The sequence below is a fragment of the Janibacter sp. CX7 genome (assembly GCF_024362365.1).
Taxonomy (GTDB): domain Bacteria; phylum Actinomycetota; class Actinomycetes; order Actinomycetales; family Dermatophilaceae; genus Janibacter.
The window spans coordinates 492,523-510,192 of sequence record NZ_CP101464.1 but is presented as its reverse complement, the minus strand read 5'-3'; the positions used below and the strand labels follow the sequence as shown (position 1 = coordinate 510,192).

Annotated in this window: 19 protein-coding genes; 6 read left to right on the top strand and 13 right to left on the bottom strand. The window is 72.9% G+C overall.

Features of this window, described 5'->3' with window-relative positions; all coding sequences use genetic code 11:
* Positions 1 to 16: 16 nt before the first annotated feature.
* From NMQ01_RS02550 to NMQ01_RS02540, 3 genes are read right to left on the bottom strand one after another with little or no spacing between them, the layout of a single operon-like run.
* Entirely contained in the window at positions 17 to 1,543 is a 1,527-nt protein-coding gene (locus NMQ01_RS02550) for a class I adenylate-forming enzyme family protein (protein ID WP_255185324.1), read from the bottom strand.
* Positions 1,540 to 2,358: an SDR family oxidoreductase gene (locus NMQ01_RS02545; protein WP_255185323.1), complete on the bottom strand. Its 819-nt coding sequence runs from the start codon at positions 2,356 to 2,358 to the stop codon at positions 1,540 to 1,542. Before NMQ01_RS02545 ends, NMQ01_RS02550 begins: the two co-directional genes overlap by 4 nt.
* The gene (locus tag NMQ01_RS02540) at positions 2,358 to 3,119 is read right to left on the bottom strand and encodes an SDR family oxidoreductase (RefSeq protein WP_255185322.1); all 762 of its coding nucleotides are present in this window, start codon (positions 3,117 to 3,119) and stop codon (positions 2,358 to 2,360) included. The genes NMQ01_RS02545 and NMQ01_RS02540 overlap by 1 nt, the downstream gene beginning before the upstream one ends.
* A gap of 107 nt (positions 3,120 to 3,226) precedes the next feature.
* Here NMQ01_RS02540 and NMQ01_RS02535 point away from each other — a divergent pair, with 107 nt between their 5' ends.
* Entirely contained in the window at positions 3,227 to 3,697 is a 471-nt protein-coding gene (locus NMQ01_RS02535) for a MaoC family dehydratase (RefSeq protein ID WP_255185321.1), read from the top strand.
* On the opposite strand, the gene NMQ01_RS02530 is transcribed toward NMQ01_RS02535, so the two are convergent.
* The 3 genes from NMQ01_RS02530 to NMQ01_RS02520 are packed head-to-tail and all read right to left on the bottom strand — an operon-like array spanning position 3,687 to position 6,195.
* A complete protein-coding gene (locus tag NMQ01_RS02530; RefSeq protein WP_255185320.1) occupies positions 3,687 to 4,196 on the bottom strand; it encodes a thioesterase family protein in 510 nt (169 codons plus the stop codon). The two genes, NMQ01_RS02535 and NMQ01_RS02530, sit on opposite strands and share 11 nt — an antisense overlap.
* Positions 4,193 to 5,146 (bottom strand): NADPH:quinone oxidoreductase family protein, encoded by a 954-nt coding sequence (locus NMQ01_RS02525; RefSeq protein WP_255185319.1) that lies wholly within the window; start codon positions 5,144 to 5,146, stop codon positions 4,193 to 4,195. The genes NMQ01_RS02530 and NMQ01_RS02525 overlap by 4 nt, the downstream gene beginning before the upstream one ends.
* 47 nt (positions 5,147 to 5,193) lie before the next feature.
* Entirely contained in the window at positions 5,194 to 6,195 is a 1,002-nt protein-coding gene (locus NMQ01_RS02520; RefSeq protein WP_255185318.1) for an NADP-dependent oxidoreductase, read from the bottom strand.
* 135 nt (positions 6,196 to 6,330) lie between these two features.
* Here NMQ01_RS02520 and NMQ01_RS02515 point away from each other — a divergent pair, with 135 nt between their 5' ends.
* Positions 6,331 to 7,116, top strand: coding sequence for an SDR family oxidoreductase (locus tag NMQ01_RS02515; RefSeq protein WP_255185317.1), 786 nt, complete (start codon positions 6,331 to 6,333; stop codon positions 7,114 to 7,116).
* 19 nt (positions 7,117 to 7,135) lie between these two features.
* Here NMQ01_RS02515 and NMQ01_RS02510 read toward each other — a convergent pair whose 3' ends face one another.
* The 4 genes from NMQ01_RS02510 to NMQ01_RS02495 are packed head-to-tail and all read right to left on the bottom strand — an operon-like array spanning position 7,136 to position 10,768.
* Positions 7,136 to 7,816 (bottom strand): TetR/AcrR family transcriptional regulator, encoded by a 681-nt coding sequence (locus NMQ01_RS02510; RefSeq protein WP_255185316.1) that lies wholly within the window; start codon positions 7,814 to 7,816, stop codon positions 7,136 to 7,138.
* Between the two features lie 10 nt (positions 7,817 to 7,826).
* Positions 7,827 to 8,843: a phosphotransferase family protein gene (locus tag NMQ01_RS02505; protein WP_255185315.1), complete on the bottom strand. Its 1,017-nt coding sequence runs from the start codon at positions 8,841 to 8,843 to the stop codon at positions 7,827 to 7,829.
* Positions 8,840 to 10,060, bottom strand: coding sequence for an acyl-CoA dehydrogenase family protein (locus NMQ01_RS02500; protein WP_255185314.1), 1,221 nt, complete (start codon positions 10,058 to 10,060; stop codon positions 8,840 to 8,842). The genes NMQ01_RS02505 and NMQ01_RS02500 overlap by 4 nt, the downstream gene beginning before the upstream one ends.
* Before the next feature lie 39 nt (positions 10,061 to 10,099).
* Positions 10,100 to 10,768 (bottom strand): HAD family phosphatase, encoded by a 669-nt coding sequence (locus tag NMQ01_RS02495; protein ID WP_255185313.1) that lies wholly within the window; start codon positions 10,766 to 10,768, stop codon positions 10,100 to 10,102.
* A 131-nt stretch (positions 10,769 to 10,899) separates the two neighbouring features.
* Between NMQ01_RS02495 and NMQ01_RS02490 the strand changes: the two genes are divergently transcribed.
* The 3 genes from NMQ01_RS02490 to NMQ01_RS02480 are packed head-to-tail and all read left to right on the top strand — an operon-like array spanning position 10,900 to position 13,683.
* Positions 10,900 to 12,216: an MFS transporter gene (locus tag NMQ01_RS02490; protein ID WP_255185312.1), complete on the top strand. Its 1,317-nt coding sequence runs from the start codon at positions 10,900 to 10,902 to the stop codon at positions 12,214 to 12,216.
* Positions 12,213 to 13,025, top strand: coding sequence for an enoyl-CoA hydratase-related protein (locus NMQ01_RS02485; RefSeq protein WP_255185311.1), 813 nt, complete (start codon positions 12,213 to 12,215; stop codon positions 13,023 to 13,025). Before NMQ01_RS02490 ends, NMQ01_RS02485 begins: the two co-directional genes overlap by 4 nt.
* Positions 13,026 to 13,080: 55 nt before the next feature.
* Positions 13,081 to 13,683, top strand: coding sequence for a dienelactone hydrolase family protein (locus tag NMQ01_RS02480; RefSeq protein WP_255185310.1), 603 nt, complete (start codon positions 13,081 to 13,083; stop codon positions 13,681 to 13,683).
* A gap of 3 nt (positions 13,684 to 13,686) precedes the next feature.
* On the opposite strand, the gene NMQ01_RS02475 is transcribed toward NMQ01_RS02480, so the two are convergent.
* From NMQ01_RS02475 to NMQ01_RS02465, 3 genes are read right to left on the bottom strand one after another with little or no spacing between them, the layout of a single operon-like run.
* Positions 13,687 to 14,646, bottom strand: coding sequence for a phosphotriesterase (locus NMQ01_RS02475; protein ID WP_255185309.1), 960 nt, complete (start codon positions 14,644 to 14,646; stop codon positions 13,687 to 13,689).
* Positions 14,647 to 14,701: 55 nt separating this feature from the next.
* Positions 14,702 to 16,042: an MFS transporter gene (locus tag NMQ01_RS02470; protein ID WP_255185308.1), complete on the bottom strand. Its 1,341-nt coding sequence runs from the start codon at positions 16,040 to 16,042 to the stop codon at positions 14,702 to 14,704.
* A gap of 28 nt (positions 16,043 to 16,070) precedes the next feature.
* Positions 16,071 to 16,595 (bottom strand): methylated-DNA--[protein]-cysteine S-methyltransferase, encoded by a 525-nt coding sequence (locus tag NMQ01_RS02465; RefSeq protein ID WP_255185307.1) that lies wholly within the window; start codon positions 16,593 to 16,595, stop codon positions 16,071 to 16,073.
* A 79-nt stretch (positions 16,596 to 16,674) separates the two neighbouring features.
* Between NMQ01_RS02465 and NMQ01_RS02460 the strand changes: the two genes are divergently transcribed.
* Positions 16,675 to 17,664, top strand: coding sequence for an NADPH:quinone oxidoreductase family protein (locus tag NMQ01_RS02460; protein ID WP_255185306.1), 990 nt, complete (start codon positions 16,675 to 16,677; stop codon positions 17,662 to 17,664).
* The last annotated feature ends 6 nt before the right edge of the window (positions 17,665 to 17,670 follow it).

The following is a 17,670-nucleotide window of genomic DNA, read 5'->3' as shown; positions in this document are numbered from 1 at the left end:
GGGTCGCTCCCTTCGGTCAGGTGGTGGGGGTGGTGGCCCGGGCGGGCCGCTCACCGGAGGTGGCGATCGTCGGGCGGTCGAGGGCCCGCTTGAGGATCTTGCCGGTGGCGCCCTTGGGCAGCTCCTCGACGAGCTGGTAGATCCGCGGCACCTTGTAGGCCGCCAGTCGCTCCTCGAGCCAGGCCCGCAGCGCTCCCGGCTCGATGTGCGCACCGGGCTGCGGGGTGACGACGGCGGCGATCTCCTCGCCGAGCCGCTCGTCGGGCACGCCGACGACCGCGGCCTCGCGGATGTCGGGGTGGCCGTAGAGGACCTCCTCGATCTCGCGGGGGTAGACGTTGTACCCACCGCGGATCACGAGGTCCTTCTTGCGGTCGACGATCCACAGGTCGCCGTCCTCGTCCATGCGACCGATGTCGCCGGTGAGGAACCACTCCCCCTCGAAGACCGCGGCGGTCGCCTCGGGCCGCTGCCAGTAGCCACTCATGACGTAGGGACCGGCGATGGCCACCTCACCGGTCTCGCCGGGCGGCAGCTGGTTGCGGTCGTCGTCGAAGATCGCGAGCGCACCGCCGGGCAGGGCCCGGCCGACGCTCATCTCCTTGCGCGGGAGGTCGGACCGGTTGAAGGTCGCCGCCCCCGCGGTCTCGCTCAGGCCGTAGCCGTCGAGGACGACCGCGCCGAAGCGGTCGCGGAAGGCCTTGGCCACCTCGAGCGGCAGCGCCGCGCCCCCCGAGCACGCCAGGCGAAGGGAGGTCAGGTCCTGCGGGGTCACGTCGGTGTCGGCGTGGAGCATGGCATTCCACATCGTCGGGACCCCGGCGACCGAGGTGAGCTGCTGGTCGGCGGCCATGCGCAGCAGGCCCGCCGGGTCGAAGGGCCGCTGCAGCGACAGGCAACCGCCGGCCGTGTAGACGGTGAACATCACCGACGACTGGCCGAAGACGTGGAAGAGCGGCAGGGCCGTGCCCATGCTCTCCCGAGGCCCGAGGTCGAGCGCCTCGGCGAGCGAGGCACCGCAGCCGAGGAGGTTGCCGTGGGTGAGGATCGCGCCCTTGGGGGCTCCCGTCGTGCCCGAGGTGTAGAGCAGCACGGCCGGGTCGTCGGTGCCGACCGACGCCGGCTCGGGCGTGCCCTCGGGCTGCGGCACGCACCCCGGCTCGAGGACCCAGGCGTCGAGCCCACCCTCCTGCGCGGTCGCGGTGAGCGCCTGTGCCCCCTCGTGCCAGCCGATGGCGAAGGAGCAGCCGGCGTCCTGGACGAAGTGGGTCAGCTCGCGCTGGGTGCACAGCGGGTTGACCGTCACGGCGGTCGCCCCGAGGGCGAGCAGGGCGTGGTAGGTCAGGACGAACTCGGCGCTCGTCGGGACGACGACGAGGACCCGGTCGCCGGGACGCACGCCCCGGCGGGTCAGCTCCTCCATCGCGCCGCGGATGCCCGTGCGCAGCTCGTCAAAGGTCCACGAGCGCTCGCCCTCGCGCAGGGCGGGGGCGTCGGGCGTCGTGTCGGCCCAGCGCCACATCAGCTCGGCGGTGCCGGTCATCGCGTGCTCTCCCTCAGGTGGTGCTGGTAGCGCTGCATGCCGCCGATCCACCGGTCGTGGTCGTCGACCTTGCGCCGGAGGAACTCGCGCACGTCCTCGTGCGGGGTGATGAGGAAGCGCCCCTCGGTGACGGCGGCCAGCACCTGGTCGGCGACGTCGCTCGGGGCGAGCACCTCACCGGCCCCGGTGACCGCGGCCGCGGCGACCCGGCCCCCTTCGTCGTCGCCGGAGGTCATGCCGCTGCGGAGCAGGTCGGTGTCGACACCCATCGGGCAGAGGCAGCTGACGCCGATGCCGTCGTCGCCGTAGGTCACGGCGAGCCACTCGGCGAAGGCGACGGCACCGTGCTTGGAGACGGAGTAGGTCGCCGAGCCGATCTGCGTGAGCAGCCCTGCGGCAGAGGCGGTCGAGACGAAGTAGCCGGTGCCGCGCTCCACCCATCCGGGCACGAGCTGACGGGCGGCGCGCACGTGCGCGAGGAGGTTGATGTCGAGCGCGGCCTGCCACTGGGCGTCGGTGGCCGAGAGGCCGAGGCCGTCGCCGATGCCGGCATTGGCGAAGAAGAGGTCGACCGGTCCGTGGGCCTGCTCGGCCGCCGCGATCATCGCGGCGATGACCTCGTCGCTCGAGGCGTCACCGGCGACGGCGACCGCGCCGAGGCGCTCGGCCGTCGCGACCACGCGGGCCTCGTCGAGGTCGGAGACGACGACGTGCGCACCCGCGTCGACGAGGGCCTGCGCGATGGCGGCACCGATGCCGCCGGCGGCGCCGGTGACGACCGCGACCTTGTCCTGGAGCTGCATCGGGGCGCCCATCAGTCGCACGGCCCGCCGGCGACGTAGAGGACCTGACCGGTGGTGAAGCCGGCCCCCTCGCTCGCGAAGAAGGACGCCGCATGGGCGATGTCGGCCGGGGTGCCCGTGCGGGCGACCGGTGCGGCCGCGCTCGCCTGCGCCTTGAGGTCCTCGAAGGAGATCCCGATGCGCTCGGCCGTCTCGGCGGTCATCTCGGTCTCGATGAAGCCCGGGGCGATGGCATTGGCCGTGACGCCGAACCTGCCGAGCTCGATGGCCAGGGTCTTGGTGAAGCCCTGCATGCCCGCCTTGGCGGCCGAGTAGTTGACCTGGCCACGGTTGCCCTGGGCGGAGGTCGAGGAGAGGTTGACGATGCGGCCGTGGCGCTGGGCCGTCATGTGCGTCTGGCAGGCGCGGGTCATGAGGAAGGCCCCGCGCAGGTGCACCGCCATGACCGCATCCCAGTCGGCGACCGACATCTTGAAGATGAGGTTGTCGCGGATGATGCCGGCGTTGTTGACCAGGACCGTCGGCGGACCGAGCTCGTCGGCGATGCGCTGCACCGCCGCGGCCACCTGCTCCTCGTCGGAGACATCGGCCCCGACGGCCAGGGCACGGCCCCCGTCGGCGGTGATCTCCTCGACGACGGGCACGCAGGCCGACTCGTCGAGGTCGAGGACGGCGACGGCCATCCCGTCGGCGGCCAGGCGGCGGGCGACGCCCGCACCGATGCCCCGGGCTGCGCCCGTGACGACGGCGACGCGCTGCTGGTCAGTGGTCATGTGAGAGCTCCTGTGGTCTCGACTGCCGGATGCCCGTGACGCTACTTGAAGCCGGGTTCAAGTTCAACTAGGTTCGAGGGACAAGACCGTGACCGAAGGAGCTCACCGTGACCCAGACCGCGCAGTACCGCCCCACGTCCGTGCAGGACCTCAAGGACCTCGTCGGCACCGAGCTCGGCCCGACACAGTGGCACGTCGTCGACCAGGCGAAGATCGACGCCTTCGCCGACCTCACCGGCGACCACCAGTGGATCCACGTCGACCCGCAGCGGGCGGCGGACTCCCCCTTCGGCTCGACGATCGCGCACGGGCTCTACAGCCTCTCGCGCACGCCGGCCTTCCTCGAGGAGCTCATGGCCTTCGACGGCTTCGCCCACAGCCTCAACTACGGCTACGACAAGGTCCGCTTCATCCACCCGCTGCCGGTGGGCTCGCGGATCCGCCTGCGCGCCGAGCTGGCCTCCGTCGAGGAGACCGGCCCGGGCGCGGTCAAGGTCGTCACGACCCTCACCGTCGAGGCCGACGGCATCGACAAGCCGATCCTCGTCGCCGAGTCGATCGGCCGCTTCAGCGCCTGATGCCGATGGCCCCGCACGTCGGGGCCGGCCACGGCAGCGCCGTGTGGGCCTCCACGAGCTCGTCGATCCGCTCGGCGATCGTGGGGGCCCACGCGCATGCCCGGCGGGTCGTCAGGTCGACGTGCGCCTCGAGGACCTCGAGCGAGTTGGCCACCCGCCCGGTGGTGCGGTCGACGACGAAGGAGATCGCGTGCATGACCTTGTCGCCACGGGCCACCCAGCGCAGGTGGACGCTCACCTCGTGGCCGACGTGCACCTCGCCGAGGAAGCGCAGGTGCTGCTCGACGCTGAAGACGCTCCACCCGGTCTCGGCCCGGTAGGCGTCGTCGACCCCGAGCGCCCGCAGTGCCGCCTCGGCGCCGCGCAGGTGCAGGTCGTAGTAGCGGGCGACGTTGACGTGCCCGTTGACGTCCTCCCACTCCGGCGGGGCCGTCTCGACGACCGCCGCCGGGAGGGCGAGGACCTCCTGGGCCGAAGGGGGTGCCGCCACCGTCGTCATGGGAGCAGCAGCACCTTGCCGGTGACCTGTCGCGTCTCGAGGGAGGCGATCGCCTCGGCGGCCTGCTCGAGCGGGTAGGTCGTGCCGAGCACCGGGTCGAGGGCGCCGCTGCGCAGGTGGGGGAGCATCGCCTCCCACTCGGTGCCGATGTGGCCGGGGCGGGACATCGCGTAGGCGCCCCAGCCGACCCCGACGACGCTGATGTTGTTGAGCAGCAGCCGGTTGACCTTGACCTCCGGGATGCTGCCGGCGGTGAAGCCGATGACGAGCAGGCGGCCGTGCTCGCGCAGCGAGCGCAGCGAGTCGGTGAAGCGGTCGCCGCCGACCGGGTCGACGACGACGTCGACGCTCGCCTTGCCCACCGCGTCGAGGAAGCCGTCGGCGAGGACGACCTCGTCGGCACCCGCCGCCCGGGCGATCTCCCCCTTCGCCTCGGTGGAGACGACCCCGATGACCTTGCCGGCACCGAAGGCCTTGGCCATCTGGATCGCCGCGGTGCCGATGCCGCCGGCGGCGCCGTGCACGAGGACGGTCTCGCCCTCGGTGAGGTGGCCGCGCTCGAGCAGCGCGAAGTAGACCGTCGCGTAGTTGAAGGTGAAGGCGGCGCCGGACTCGAAGCCGACCTCGTCGGGCAGGTGGAAGGTCAGGTCGGGCTGGGCCTGGACGACCTCCGCGAAGCCACCGAGCATCGACAGCGCCGCGACGCGGTCACCGGGCGCGAAGCCGCTGCCCTCGGGTGCGGCCGTGACGACACCGGCCACCTCGGCCCCCGGGACGAAGGGGAGGTCGGGCTTCATCTGGTAGAGCCCGCGGGTCTGGAGCAGCTCGGGGAAGGCCACGCCGGCGGCCCTGACCTCGATCGTCACCAGACGCGGGTCGGCCGGGGCGGGGACGTCGACGACCTCGACGGCCTGCGGCCCCTCGAGGGAGGAGATGTGGATGGCGCGCATAAGAAATCCTTTCGGTGGTCGAGGTGCGAGGGACGAGCCTCGAGACCTCAGACCTTGAGCAGCAGCTTGCCGGTGTTGACCCCGTCGAAGAGGCCGAGGAGGGCATCGGGGAAGGCGGCGACGCCGCCCTCGAGGATCGTCTCGGTGGCGACAAGACGCCCGTCGCGGATGAGCTCGCTGATGCCGGCGATCGCCTCGGCGTAGCGGTCCTCGTAGTCCATGACGACAAAGCCCTGCATGCTCGCGCGGAAGACGAGCAGGGCCATGTAGCGCCGCGGCCCCTCGGCGAGGGTCTCGTCGTTGTAGGTCGAGATCGCGCCGCAGATGGCGATGCGCGCGCCGTGGGCGAGGTTGGCCAGGGCGGCGTCGAGCAGCTCGCCGCCGACGTTGTCGAAGTAGACGTCGACGCCGTCGGGCGCTGCCCGGCGCACCTGGCGCAGCAGGTCGCCGTCCCGACGGTCGATGACCTCGTCGAGGCCGAGCTCGCGCAGCCAGGCAACCTTGTCCGGGCCACCGGCGACGCCGATGACCCGGCACCCCTTGGCCTTGGCGAGCTGCGCGACGGTGGACCCGACGGCACCGGCCGCGGCGGAGACGAGGACGGTGTCACCGGGCTGGGCCCGGCCGACGTCCTCGAGCCCGAACCACGCGGTCATGCCCGGCATCCCGAGGGCACCGAGCCAGGTGCTCATCGGGGCGACGTCGAGGTCGAGGTGGGCGACCCCCGTGCCGTCCGAGATCGCGTACTCGCGCACCCCGAAGGTGCCGCTCACGACGTCACCGACGGCGAAGTCGTCGTGCTGCGAGGCGATGACGGTGCCGGCGCCGAAGGCCCGCATGACGGCACCGATCTTCACCGGCGGCAGGTAGGAGCGCACGTCGTTGAGCCAGCCGCGCATCGCGGGGTCGAGGGAGATCTGCTCGAGCTCGACCAGGAACTCCCCCGGTCCCGGCTCGGCGACCTCGGTCGTGGCGAGCTCCCAGGTGCTCGCATCGGGGCGGCCCTGCGGACGGGCGGCGAGGCGGATCTCCTGCGAGGTCCGGGACATGTGAGCTCCTGTGGTCGACGTGCCGGTGTGGCGCCAGCCTGTCACAACGTGAATCCGGCTTCAACTACTGTTGAACCCTGATTCAGGTCACGCTACGGTCGACGGGACAACCCCCCTTCGAGCGTCAGGACCAGCATGGACCTCACTGCACTCTTCTCCCTCGAGGGCCGCATCGCCCTCGTCACCGGCGGCAGCCGCGGCATCGGCCGGATGATCACCGAGGGCCTGCTCGCGCAGGGCGCCACGGTCTACATCACCGCCCGCAAGGAGGAGGCCTGCCGGGCCACCGCCGCCGAGCTGTCGCAGCAGTACGGCGAAGGGCGCTGCGTCGCCCTGCCCTGCGACGTCTCGACGACCGCCGGGATCGGTGCGCTGCTCGAGGCCTTCGGCGAGCACGAGGACCACCTCGACGTCCTCGTCAACAACGCCGGCGCGGCGTGGGGGGCGGGCTTCGACGAGTTCCCCGAGAGCGGCTGGGACAAGGTCATGGACCTCAACGTCAAGGCGCCCTTCTTCCTCACCCAGGCCGCCAAGCCGCTGCTGCTCGCCGGCCGCGAGCGCAGCGGTCACCTGGCCAAGGTCATCAACATCGCCTCGATCGACGGGCTCTCCCTCAACCCGCTCGAGACCTACAGCTACCACGCGAGCAAGGCGGGCGTCGTGCACCTGACGAAGCGGATGGCCGTGCGGCTCGCCCCCGAGGGCATCGTCGTCAGCGCCATCGCGCCGGGCGCCTTCGCCTCGTCGATGAACAAGGAGGCCCGCGACCAGGAGGCCGAGACCGCCGCGCAGATCCCCTCCGGCCGGATCGGCCGCGACGAGGACATGGCCGCCGCTGCGGTCTACCTCGCCTCGGACGCCGGCGACTACGTCGTCGGCAGCACGCTGACGGTCGACGGCGGGGTCAACATCGCCCGATGAGGCCGCTCGGTCCTGCGCGTCAGTCGGCGCGCAGGACCGGCTCGGTCAGGCCGAGGGCATTGGTCCACAGGCGGGTCGCGGTCGCGACGACGTCCTCGACCGTCTCCGGCCCGCCGATGACGAAGATGTCGTAGGCGAGGCGGGCGACCATGCCCGACAGGGCCATCGCCGCGAGCTCGGGGTCGACGTCACGGTCGGCCAGACCGCGCTCCTGCAGGTCGCGAATCGCCCGCGAGTTGCGGGCGACGAAGGCCTCGCTGCGCGCGCGGCGCATGTCGCGGAAGCGCGGGTCGACCGCCGCGACCTGCTGGAGCAGGGCGTTGAGCTTCGCATTGCGGCGGAAGGCCTCGAAGTAGGCGCGGTTGCTCGCGGCGATGATCGCGATCGGGTCGTCGGTCGCCTCGATCCGGCTGGTGCCGGGGTGAAGCATGTCGCTCTGCGCCTCGTGGAGGACGGCGGCCAGGACCTCGTCCTTGCTGTCGAACCACGTGTAGAAGCTGCCGATCGAGCACTTCGCCTCCGCCGCGATGTCGACGAGCCGCGAGTCGACGTAGCCGTCACGCTCGAAGACGGTGCGCGCGGCGGCGATCAGGGCGTCCCGGGTGCGCTTGCCCCGGGGGGTCTGGGGCAGCGTCCCGAGCTTGGCGGCGTCGACGAGGTCAGGGACCTCGGGGACGGCGGAGTCGGTGTCGCTGGGCATGGCGGACACCCTAGTCCGCGTCGAGGACGGCGTGCGCACACGCGACGAGCTCGTCGACCGCCTCGGCGGGGATGCGGCCCATCGCGGTGAGGTTGCGCGGGTCGTCGAGCTGTCGGCGACGCACCCCCTCGAGGATGATCGCGAGCTTCCACAGCCCCAGGCCGTGCCAGAAGGGCACGTGGGTGACGTCGCGCCCGGTGGCCGCGACGTAGCGCTCGACGAGCTCCTCCCGCGTGGCGAAGCCCTCGACCATCGAGGCGTCGAAGCGCATCGTCGGCCGGTCGCCCGGCTGCGGCCAGTAGGCGAGGACCGTGCCGAGGTCGGCGAGCGGGTCGCCGAGGGTGCACAGCTCCCAGTCGAGGATCGCCCGCACCGACGCGTCGTCGGGGTCGACGATGACATTGCGCAGGTGGCTGTCGCCGTGGACGAGCACGACCTCCCCCGGCTCCGGCTCGAGCGCCCGCAGGCGCTCGGTGAGCTGCTCCAGCGCCGGCAGCTCCCGGGTGCGGGAGAGCTCCCACTGCCCGGACCAGCGCTTGAGCTGGCGGGCGGCATAGGGCTTGTGGCTCGCCAGGTCGTCGAGCCCGACCGCGGTCAGGTCGACGCCGTGGATCCGGCCGAGGGTGTCGACGAGCGCGAGCCCGATCGCATGCCGGGCCGCCGGCGCGAGCGCCTCGGCGTCGGGCCGCTCGTCGACGACCGTGCCCTCGACGTGGGACACGGCGAGGACCGGCACGTCGGTGACGCTCGGGTCCTCGCACAGCCCGAGCACCCGCGGCAGCGGGACGTCCGTGCCCTGCAGCGCCGAGAGGATCCGGTGCTCGCGGGCCACGTCGTGGGCCGAGGCGAGCAGCTCACCGAGGGGCGGCCGACGCAGGACCAGCCGCTCCCCCTTCGCATCGGTGACGAGATAGGTGAGGTTGGACTGGCCCAGGCCGACGCGCTCGTAGGTCAGGGGCGCCTGCAGGCCGACCCCGAGACCGACGAGCCAGCCGGTCAGCGCGTCCTCGCGCAGCCCCTCGGTCACTTCTTGCCCCACTCCGGGCTGCGGCGGCGGTACTCGCGGCGGGCGATGGTCATCTTGTGCACCTCGTCGGGCCCGTCGGCCAGGCGGAGGGTGCGCATGTGGGCGTACCACTGGGCGAGCGGGAAGTCGTCGCTCACGCCACCGCCGCCGTGGACCTGGATCGCCCGGTCGAGGACCTTCAGCGCCACCTGCGGCGCGGCCACCTTGATGGCGGCGATCTCCGTGCGGGCGACCTTGTTGCCCACCGTGTCCATCATGTGCGCGGCCTTGAGCGTCAGCAGGCGGGCCATCTCGATCTCGATCCGCGCCTCGGCGACCCAGTCCATGATGTTGGCCCGGTTGGCGATCGGCTCGCCGAAGGTCACCCGCGACTGGGCGCGGTCGATCATCAGGTCGAGGGCGCGCTCGGCGACGCCGATGGCGCGCATGCAGTGGTGGATGCGGCCGGGGCCCAGGCGGGCCTGGCTGATCATGAAGCCATCGCCCTCGCCCGCGAGCAGCGCCTCGCGCGGCACCCGCACGTGGTCGAACTCCACCTCGGCGTGGCCCTCGCGGTCCCAGTAGCCGAAGACGGGCAGGCCGCGCAGGATCTTCACGCCCGGGGCGTCGATCGGGACGACCATCATCGACTGCTGACGGTGGGTCGGGGCGTCGGGGTCGGTCTTGCCCATGACGATGAGGACCTTGCAGTTCTTGTGCAGGGCGTTGGAGGTCCACCACTTGCGGCCGGTGATGACGTACTCGTCGCCGTCGCGGACCATCCGGGTCTCGACATTGGTCGCGTCGGAGCTGGCGACGGCCGGCTCGGTCATCGCGAAGGCCGAGGCGATCTCGCCCGCGAGCAGCGGCTTGAGGTAGCGCTCCTTGTGCTCGTCGGTGCCGAAGAGCGTGAGCACCTCCATGTTGCCGGTGTCGGGGGCATTGCAGTTGATCGCCTCGGGGGCGATCTCGATGCTGCGCCCGGTGATCTCGGCGAGGTGGGCGTACTCGAGGTTGGTCAGCCCGGGCCCCCACTCGGGGTGCGGGTGGAAGAGGTTCCACAGGCCCCGGCTGCGCGCCTCGGCCTTGAGGTCCTCGAGGACCTGCGGGTGGTGGTTGGCGTCGCCGGAGGCGCGCATCTGCTCGCGGTAGACGCTCTCGGCGGGGTAGACGTGCTCGTCCATGAAGGCGAGCAGGCGGTCGCGGTAGTCCTGGCCGCGGTCACTGAGGTCGAACATCGTGGGGTCCTTTGGTGAGTGGTTCAGGGGCGAAGGGGGTCACGCTGCGGTCTGCGTCGGCAGGCCGAGGGCGGCCCGCACGCGCGGGATGGTCTCGTCGGCGGTGCGGTGGTGGATGCCGCGGATGTCGAGGCGGGCGGCCCCGACGAGGTTGTGCTCGAGGTCGTCGACGAGCACGCACTGCCCGGGGTCGACCCCGAGCCGCTCGCAGGCGATGCGGTAGATCTGCCGGGAGGGCTTGCGCACCCCGACCTGACCGGAGATGACGGTGACGTCGAAGAGCTCGTCGAGGTCGACCCGGGCGTAGCAGTCGCGGCCCAGGGAGTTGGAGACGAGCGCGACGGGCACGCCGGCGGCGCGGACCTCGCGCACGAGGTCGATCATCGGCTCGTCGAGGTCCATGTGCTCGGCGAGGCGGGCGAGCAGGCCGCGCGGCTCGGGGTGGCCGCCGGCCTCGGTGAGGGCGGCGGCGAAGGCGTCCTCGAAGCCCTCGTCGTCGAGGCGGCCGACCTCGTGCTCACCCAGCGCGGTGCGGGCGCCCTCGTGGGTGGCGAGGAGGCGCAGACCGGCGTCCGGGTCGAGCCCGATGTCGGTGGAGAGCGCGCCGAAGGCGGCGCGGAGGGGGACGGTGAGCACTCCCCCGAAGTCGATGAGCAGCGCTGCGGCACAAGCGGTCTCGCCCGCTGCGGCATCCGACGTCGTCGTCATGGTGCGCATCCTCTGGTCGGTCGGCTCTGGTCGTCCGTGGTCCTCACAGGTATACTTGAACTCGGATTCAGATACAAGCCGACGAAGGGGTCGACATCGCCACCGCACCCGCCACCGAGCACCGGGGCGCCGTGGCGAGCGCGATCGCCGTCCTCTTCGGGGTCACCGGCATGGGCAGCGCGGCCGTCGCCGTCGCCCTGCCCACCCTCGCCGACGACCTCGAGCTCACCGCGGGCCGGGCAGCCCTCGTCGTCAGCTGCTACTCCCTCGCCCTGGCCGTCGGCAGCGCGATCTGCGGTCGGCTCGGCGACCTCCTCGGCATCCGACTACCCCTGCTCGTCGGGCTCGGCGTCATGGTCGCCGCGGCCTGCGCCGGCGCGCTCGTCGACAGCCTGCCGGCGCTCATCGCTACCCGCACCCTCCAGGGGCTGGGCGCGTCGGCGATCCCCGCACTCACCCTCGCGGCGGTGCAGGCGCTCTTCGCCGGCGACGCGCGGGCCCGGGCACTGGCCACCTATGCCGGGGTGGGCGGCACGGTCAACGCGCTCGGGCCGGTCATCGGCTCGGCGCTCGTCGACCCCTTCGGCTGGCGACCGGTCGTCGCGATCCCGCTCGTGACGCTCGCGCTCGTGCCCGTCGCCTGGCGCTGGCTGCCCACCGAGCGGCAGCCGGGCGCCACCCTCGACCCCGCCGGCGTGCTGCTCGTCGCGCTCGCCGCCACCGGCGCGGTCCTCACCCTCCAGGCCGCCACCCTCGGCCCGGCCGTCGCCGTCGGCGGCGCGGTGCTGCTCCTCGTCGCCGCCCCGGTCGTCGTGCTCCGCTCGCGGGGCACCCCCTTCGGCATCGTCCCGCTGGCGCTCGTGCGCAGCGCCGCCGCCCGCCGCTCCCTACTCACCGCGGGCAGCCTGTCGTCGGCGTGGTTCGGCATGCTCGTCGCCGTCCCGACGAGCCTCGCCGCACGCGGCTGGACCGGCGTGCAAGTCGGGCTGATGCTCCTGCCGGCGGCCGCGCTCGGGGTCGTCGCGCCGCGCATCACCGGGCCGGCGCTGCTGCGGCTCGGGACCGCCCGCGCCCAGCTCGTCGCGACGACCGGCGTCACCGCCGCCGTGCTCGTCGCCGCCGTCGGCACGACCCTCGCCCAGCCGGCCGTGCTCGTCGGCGCGACGCTCGCGCTCATGCTCTCCTTCGGGCTCGGGCAGCCGGCGATGACCGCCCTCGTCGCCGACTCCGTGCCCGCCCGCACCCGCGGCAGCGCACTCGGCCTGCTCACGCTGTGCTTCCTGCTCGGCGGCAGCCTCGGCGCGGCCGCCGTCGGCGGGCTCGGCGACGTCATCGGGTGGCCCCGCTCGCTGCTCCTGCTCGCCCTGCTGCCGGCCCTCGGCGCCCTCGCCTTCGCCCGCCCCCTTCGTCCCGCCGTCCCCGACCCGACCCCTCAGGAGTGCCCATGACCGCCCCCACCGACCACGTGCTGCTCGACGTCACCGACGGCATCGCGACGATCACGCTCAACCGGCCGGAGCGACGCAATGCCATGTCGCCGGAGATGGTCGAGCGCCTCGGCGAGCTGCTCGCGCAGACCGAGGCCGACCCCGCCGTGCGGGTCCTCGTCCTCACCGGCGCCGGTCGCGCCTTCTGCTCCGGCGGCGACGTCCAGCAGTTCGACGCCGACGGTGGCGAAGGGGGTGGCGCCAGCGAGGTCGACCCGGCGGCGGTCGCGGAGCAGCTGCGCCACCAGGAGCTGACCGTCGGGCGGATCCACGCCTTCGCCAAGCCGGTCGTCGCCGCCCTGCCGGGCGCGGCCGCGGGCGCCGGGCTGGGCTTCGCGCTCGCCGCCGACCTGCGCATCGGCACCCCGCGGACCGTCGTCGCGACGGCCTTCGCGAGCATCGCCCTGTCCGGGGACTTCGGTGTCGCCTGGCTGCTCGAGCGACTCGTCGGGCCGGCGACCGCCCGCGAGCTGATGTTCCTCAACCCTCGCCTCGACGGGCAGGCCTGCCTCGACCTCGGCCTGCTCAACCGGCTCGTCCCCGAGGAGGAGCTCGAGGCGCGCACCCGCGAGCTCGCCGAGCAGCTGGCGGCCGGCTCGGCTGGCACGCTCGCGAGCATCAAGCGCAACCTCCTCGAGGCCCCCGGCCAGACCCTCGCGGAGTCGATGGCGGCCGAGGTGCCGCGGCACAAGGCGTGCGGCCTGACCGCGGACCACGTCGAGGCCGCCCGGGCCTTCGTCGAGAAGCGGCCGCCGGTCTTCACTCGCTGACCGGACGGCGGCTCGCTGACGCGACGTTGTCGGCGCCCGGGTCTACGGTCGGGACATGGCACAGGTACTGCTCTTCCCGTCCGTCCTCGGTGTGCGTCAGGGCATCACCGACCTCGCCGACGCCCTCACCGGCGCGGGCCACAGCGTGACCACCGTCGACCACCTCGAAGGCGTCACCTTCGACGACTACCCGGCCGCCGCAGCCCGCTCGCAGGAGATCGGCTTCCCCGCGCAGATGGCCTACGCGCTCGAGGCCGCGCGAGCCGTCGAGGGCGCCTTCGTGGCCGTCGGCTTCTCCAACGGCGCCGCGATGGCCCAGTGGATCGCCGCACAACGCCCGGCCGACGCCCGCGGCGTCATCATGGTCGGCGGCGGCATGCCCATGCGCCACCTCGAGGCGACGTGGCCGCCCGGGGTGCCGGGGCAGGTCCACGTGACGGCCGGCGACCCCTTCCACGAGGAGGACCGGCAGTTCGACCCGATGGTCGACGAGCAGCTCCAGGACGACGTCGAGCACGCCGGCGGCGCCTACTCCTACGTCGAGTACCAGGGGGACGGCCACCTCTTCAACGACCCGACGCTGCCGGCGGAGTACCAGCCCGAGGAGGCCCGCATCCTCACCCGACGGGTCATCGAGTTCGTCGACGAGGTGGGCTGAGCCTCACTCGAAGTAGCGGCGCGGGTTGTCGACGAGCATCGTGTCGATGTCGGCCTCGCTCGCGCCGCCCTCGAGGAGGGCGGGCAGCACGTCCTGGCTGATGTGCCGGTAGTTCCAGCGCGGGACGACCTGCCGCTTCGCCTCCGGGTCGAACCAGTCGATGAAGCACGACGCGTCGTGCGCGAGCACCATGCGTTCGGCGTACCCGCGCCGCAGCAGCTCGAGCACCGTCGCGATGCGGTCCTCGAAGGGCAGCAGCACGTCGAGGCCGAAGCGGTCCATGCCCAGGAGGGAGCCGGCGTCGGCGACCGTGCACAGGTAGTCGACATCGGTCGAGTCGCCGCTGTGACCGATGACGACCTTCGTCAGGTCGGCCCCCTCCTCGGCGAGCACCTGCTGGGTGACCAGCCCCGACTGCGTGTGCGGGTTGGTGTGCACGGTGATGGGGGCGCCGGTCTGCACGTGGGCCTGGGCGACCGCGCGCATGACCCGCTCGACGCCGGGGGTCAGGCCCTGCTCCTCGATGGCGCACTTGAGGAAGCCGGCGCGGACCCCCGTGTCGGCGATGCCCTCGGTGAGGTCCTTGACGAAGAGCTCGGTGAGCGGCTCCGGCACGTCGAAGAGCAGACCCGGCCCGGTGTAGTGGAACTGGAAGGGGATCTCGTTGTAGGTGTAGACCCCGGTCGCGACGACGACGTTGAGGTCGATCTGCTCCGCGACGCGCTGCACGCGGGGCAGGTACCGGCCCAGGCCGATGACCGTCGGGTCGAGGATCGTGTCGATGCCCAGGCCCTTGAGCTCGGACAGCTGGGTCACGGCGTCGGCGACCTTGGCGTCCTCGTCCCAGTCGGACTGGTAGTTCTGCCGGTACTCCTCCCCCACGACGAAGATGTGCTCGTGGGCCAGCACCCGGCCCAGGTCGGCGGAGTCGATGCTCCCGGTCACGGTGGGGACGGCGGCCATGCTGACTCTCCTTCGAGTACGGGTGGCCCGAGACTATGCCCACCTGAACCTCGTTTCAAGTATCGAGCGCGCGTCCTCGCGTCTCGGGCAGGAGGAAGGCCGCCGCGGCCGCGACGACGAAGGCCGCGGTGAAGATCGTGAAGACGAGGACGTCGCCGCCACCTCGCTCGAGGAGCACCGGCACCACGAGCGGCGCGGCGATCGAGGCGAGTCGCCCGAAGCCCGCAGCCGCACCGGCTCCCGAGCCGCGCACCGCCGTCGGGTAGATCTCGGGCGTGATCGCGTAGAGGGCGCCCCAGGCGCCGAGGTTGCAGAAGGAGAGGGCCGAGCCCGCGACGATGATCGACGTCGCCGAGTCCGACTGCCCGAAGAACCACGCGGCCACCGCCGAACCCAGCAGGAAGAGGGCGAGCGTCGAACGCCGACCCCAGGCCTCGACGAGGACCGCCGCGAGGGCATAGCCCGGCAGCTGGGCGAGCGTGATGACCAGCGTGTAGCCGAAGGAGGTCGTCACGTCGTGGCCCCGCGCGACGAGGAGCGAGGGGATCCACAGGAAGGCGCCGTAATAGCTGAAGTTGACCCCGAACCACACGAGCCAGATGCCCAGGGTGCGGCGGCGCAGCCCACGCGACCACAGGCCCGGCGCCGGCTGCGGGACCGGCTCGGCCACCGCAGCGGGCACCCCCTTCGGGCTCGTGGGCGGCGCGACCACCCCCGCCGACGCCTCGAAGCCGCGCACCACCCGCTCGGCCTCCTCGCGCCGGCCGCGGCGCTCCAGCCAGGCGGCCGACTCCGGCAGGCCGAAGCGCACGACGAGCGCGTAGGCCGCCGGGACCAGCCCGAGGGCCAGGCCCCACCGCCAGCCGTCGTCGCCGCGGGGCACGACGTAGAAGCCGATGACCGCGGCGAGGATCCAGCCGAGCGCCCAGAAGGACTCGAGCGCCACGACGAGGCGACCGCGGATGCGCGTCGGGGACAGCTCGCTGACGAGGGTCGAGGCGACGGGCAGCTCGGCGCCCAGCCCGAGGCCGACGACGAGCCGCAGGACAAGGAAGGCCGCGAGCCCGCCGACGAGGGCGGACGCGCCGGTGGCCAGCCCGTAGACGAGCAGGGTCGTCGCGAAGACCGCCCGCCGACCGAAGCGGTCGGCCAGCCACCCGCCGACGGTCGCGCCGATCGCCATGCCGATGAAGCCGACCGTGACGATCCACGACCGCTCGCCCGTCGTGAGGTCCCACTGGTCGGCGAGGACGACGATGACGAAGGAGATCAGCCCGACGTCCATGGCGTCGAGGGCCCAGCCGGTCCCCGACCCGACGAGCAGGCGGGTGTGGCGGCGGGTGTACGGCAGCGCGCCGAGGCGCTCGGCTCGCGACGGGGTGGGGGTGGTGCTCATGCGGCGACGGTAGCCCCGACGCCGTCGCTCAGAAGAGCGCGTCCCGCTCGACGGCGCTCGGCTCCTCGAGGGCGAGCAGGGTGCGCTTGCGCTCCAGTCCGCCGGCATAGCCGGTGATCGACCCGTCCGCACCGATGACCCGGTGGCAGGGGACGAGGATCGAGATCGGGTTGGCCCCGACGGCGCGGCCGACGGCCTGGGCCGCGCCCCCCGTCTCCCGGGCGAGGTCGCCGTAGGTCACGGTCTGCCCGTAGGGGATCCGCTCGAGCAGCGCCCACACCTGCCGGTGGTGCGCGCCGCCGCGCAGCTCGTAGGCCACCTCGAAGTCCGTGCGCTCCCCCGCGAGGTACTCGCGCAGCTGGTCGGCGAGCGCGGCGACGACCGGCTCCTGCGCCACGTCGACCCGGGGGCCGTGGTCGGCGCCGTCGGGCAGGGTCCAGTGGCCCGGGAAGTACAGGCCGATGAGCACCGCTCCCCCGCCGTCGCGGGCGTCGTCGACGACGGCGGTCAGCTCGCCGAGGCTCGTGGAGATGCGGGCGTGCCGGGTGGTCATGGGGTCGATCATCGTGGATGTGCTCACACCCTGCAGACGCGTGGGCGGGACGGGGTGTGAGGTCGGTAGCCTCCGCGACATGACGATCCGTGCATGGCAGGCCCAGCAGCTGGGCGACCCCTCCGACGTGCTCCGCCTCGTCGACCTCCCCGAGCCCACCCCCGGGCCGGGCCAAGTGCGGGTCGCGGTGCGCGCGAGCGCGGTCAACTTCGCCGACACCCTCATGTGCCGCGGCGAGTACCAGGTCCGGCCGGAGCCTCCCTTCGTCCCGGGGCTGGAGGTCTGCGGCGACGTCCTCGAGGTCGGCGAGGGCGTCACCCACGTCGCCGTCGGCGACCGCGTGCTCGGGGGCACCGCGGTGCCCGCGGGCGGCTTCGCCACCGAGTGCCTCATGGACGCGGCGAGCACCTTCGCCGCACCGGCCGGGCTCGACGACGCCGCCAGCGCGGCGCTGATGATCAGCTACCAGACCGGCTGGTTCGGCCTGCACCGCCGGGCCCACCTGCGCGAAGGGGAGACCCTCCTCGTCCACGCCGCCTCCGGTGGCGTCGGGTCGGCGGCCGTCCAGCTGGGGAAGGCGGCGGGAGCGCGGGTCATCGGCGTCGTCGGTGGCGCCGACAAGGTCGAGATCGCGCGTGACCTCGGCTGCGACGTCGTCGTCGACCGTCGCGAGCAGGACGTCATCGAGGCGGTCAAGGAGGCGACGGGCGGCCGCGGCGTCGACGTCGTCTACGACCCGGTCGGCGGCACGGCCTTCACCCAGAGCACGAAGTGCATCGCCTTCGAGGGGCGGATCATCGTCGTCGGCTTCGCGAGCGGCCGGGTCCCCGAGCCGCGGCTCAACCACGCGCTCGTGAAGAACTACACGATCCTCGGGCTGCACTGGAGCCTCTACCAGCAGCACGACCCCCAGTCGGTGCTCGACGCCCACGCCGAGCTCGTGCGCCTGGCCGACGCGGGGCAGGTCGCCCCGCTCGTCGCCGAGACCTACGACTTCGCCGACACCCCGGCCGCGCTCGCCCGCCTCGCCGGCGGGTCGAGCACCGGTCGGATCGTCATCACCGCCTGAGACCTC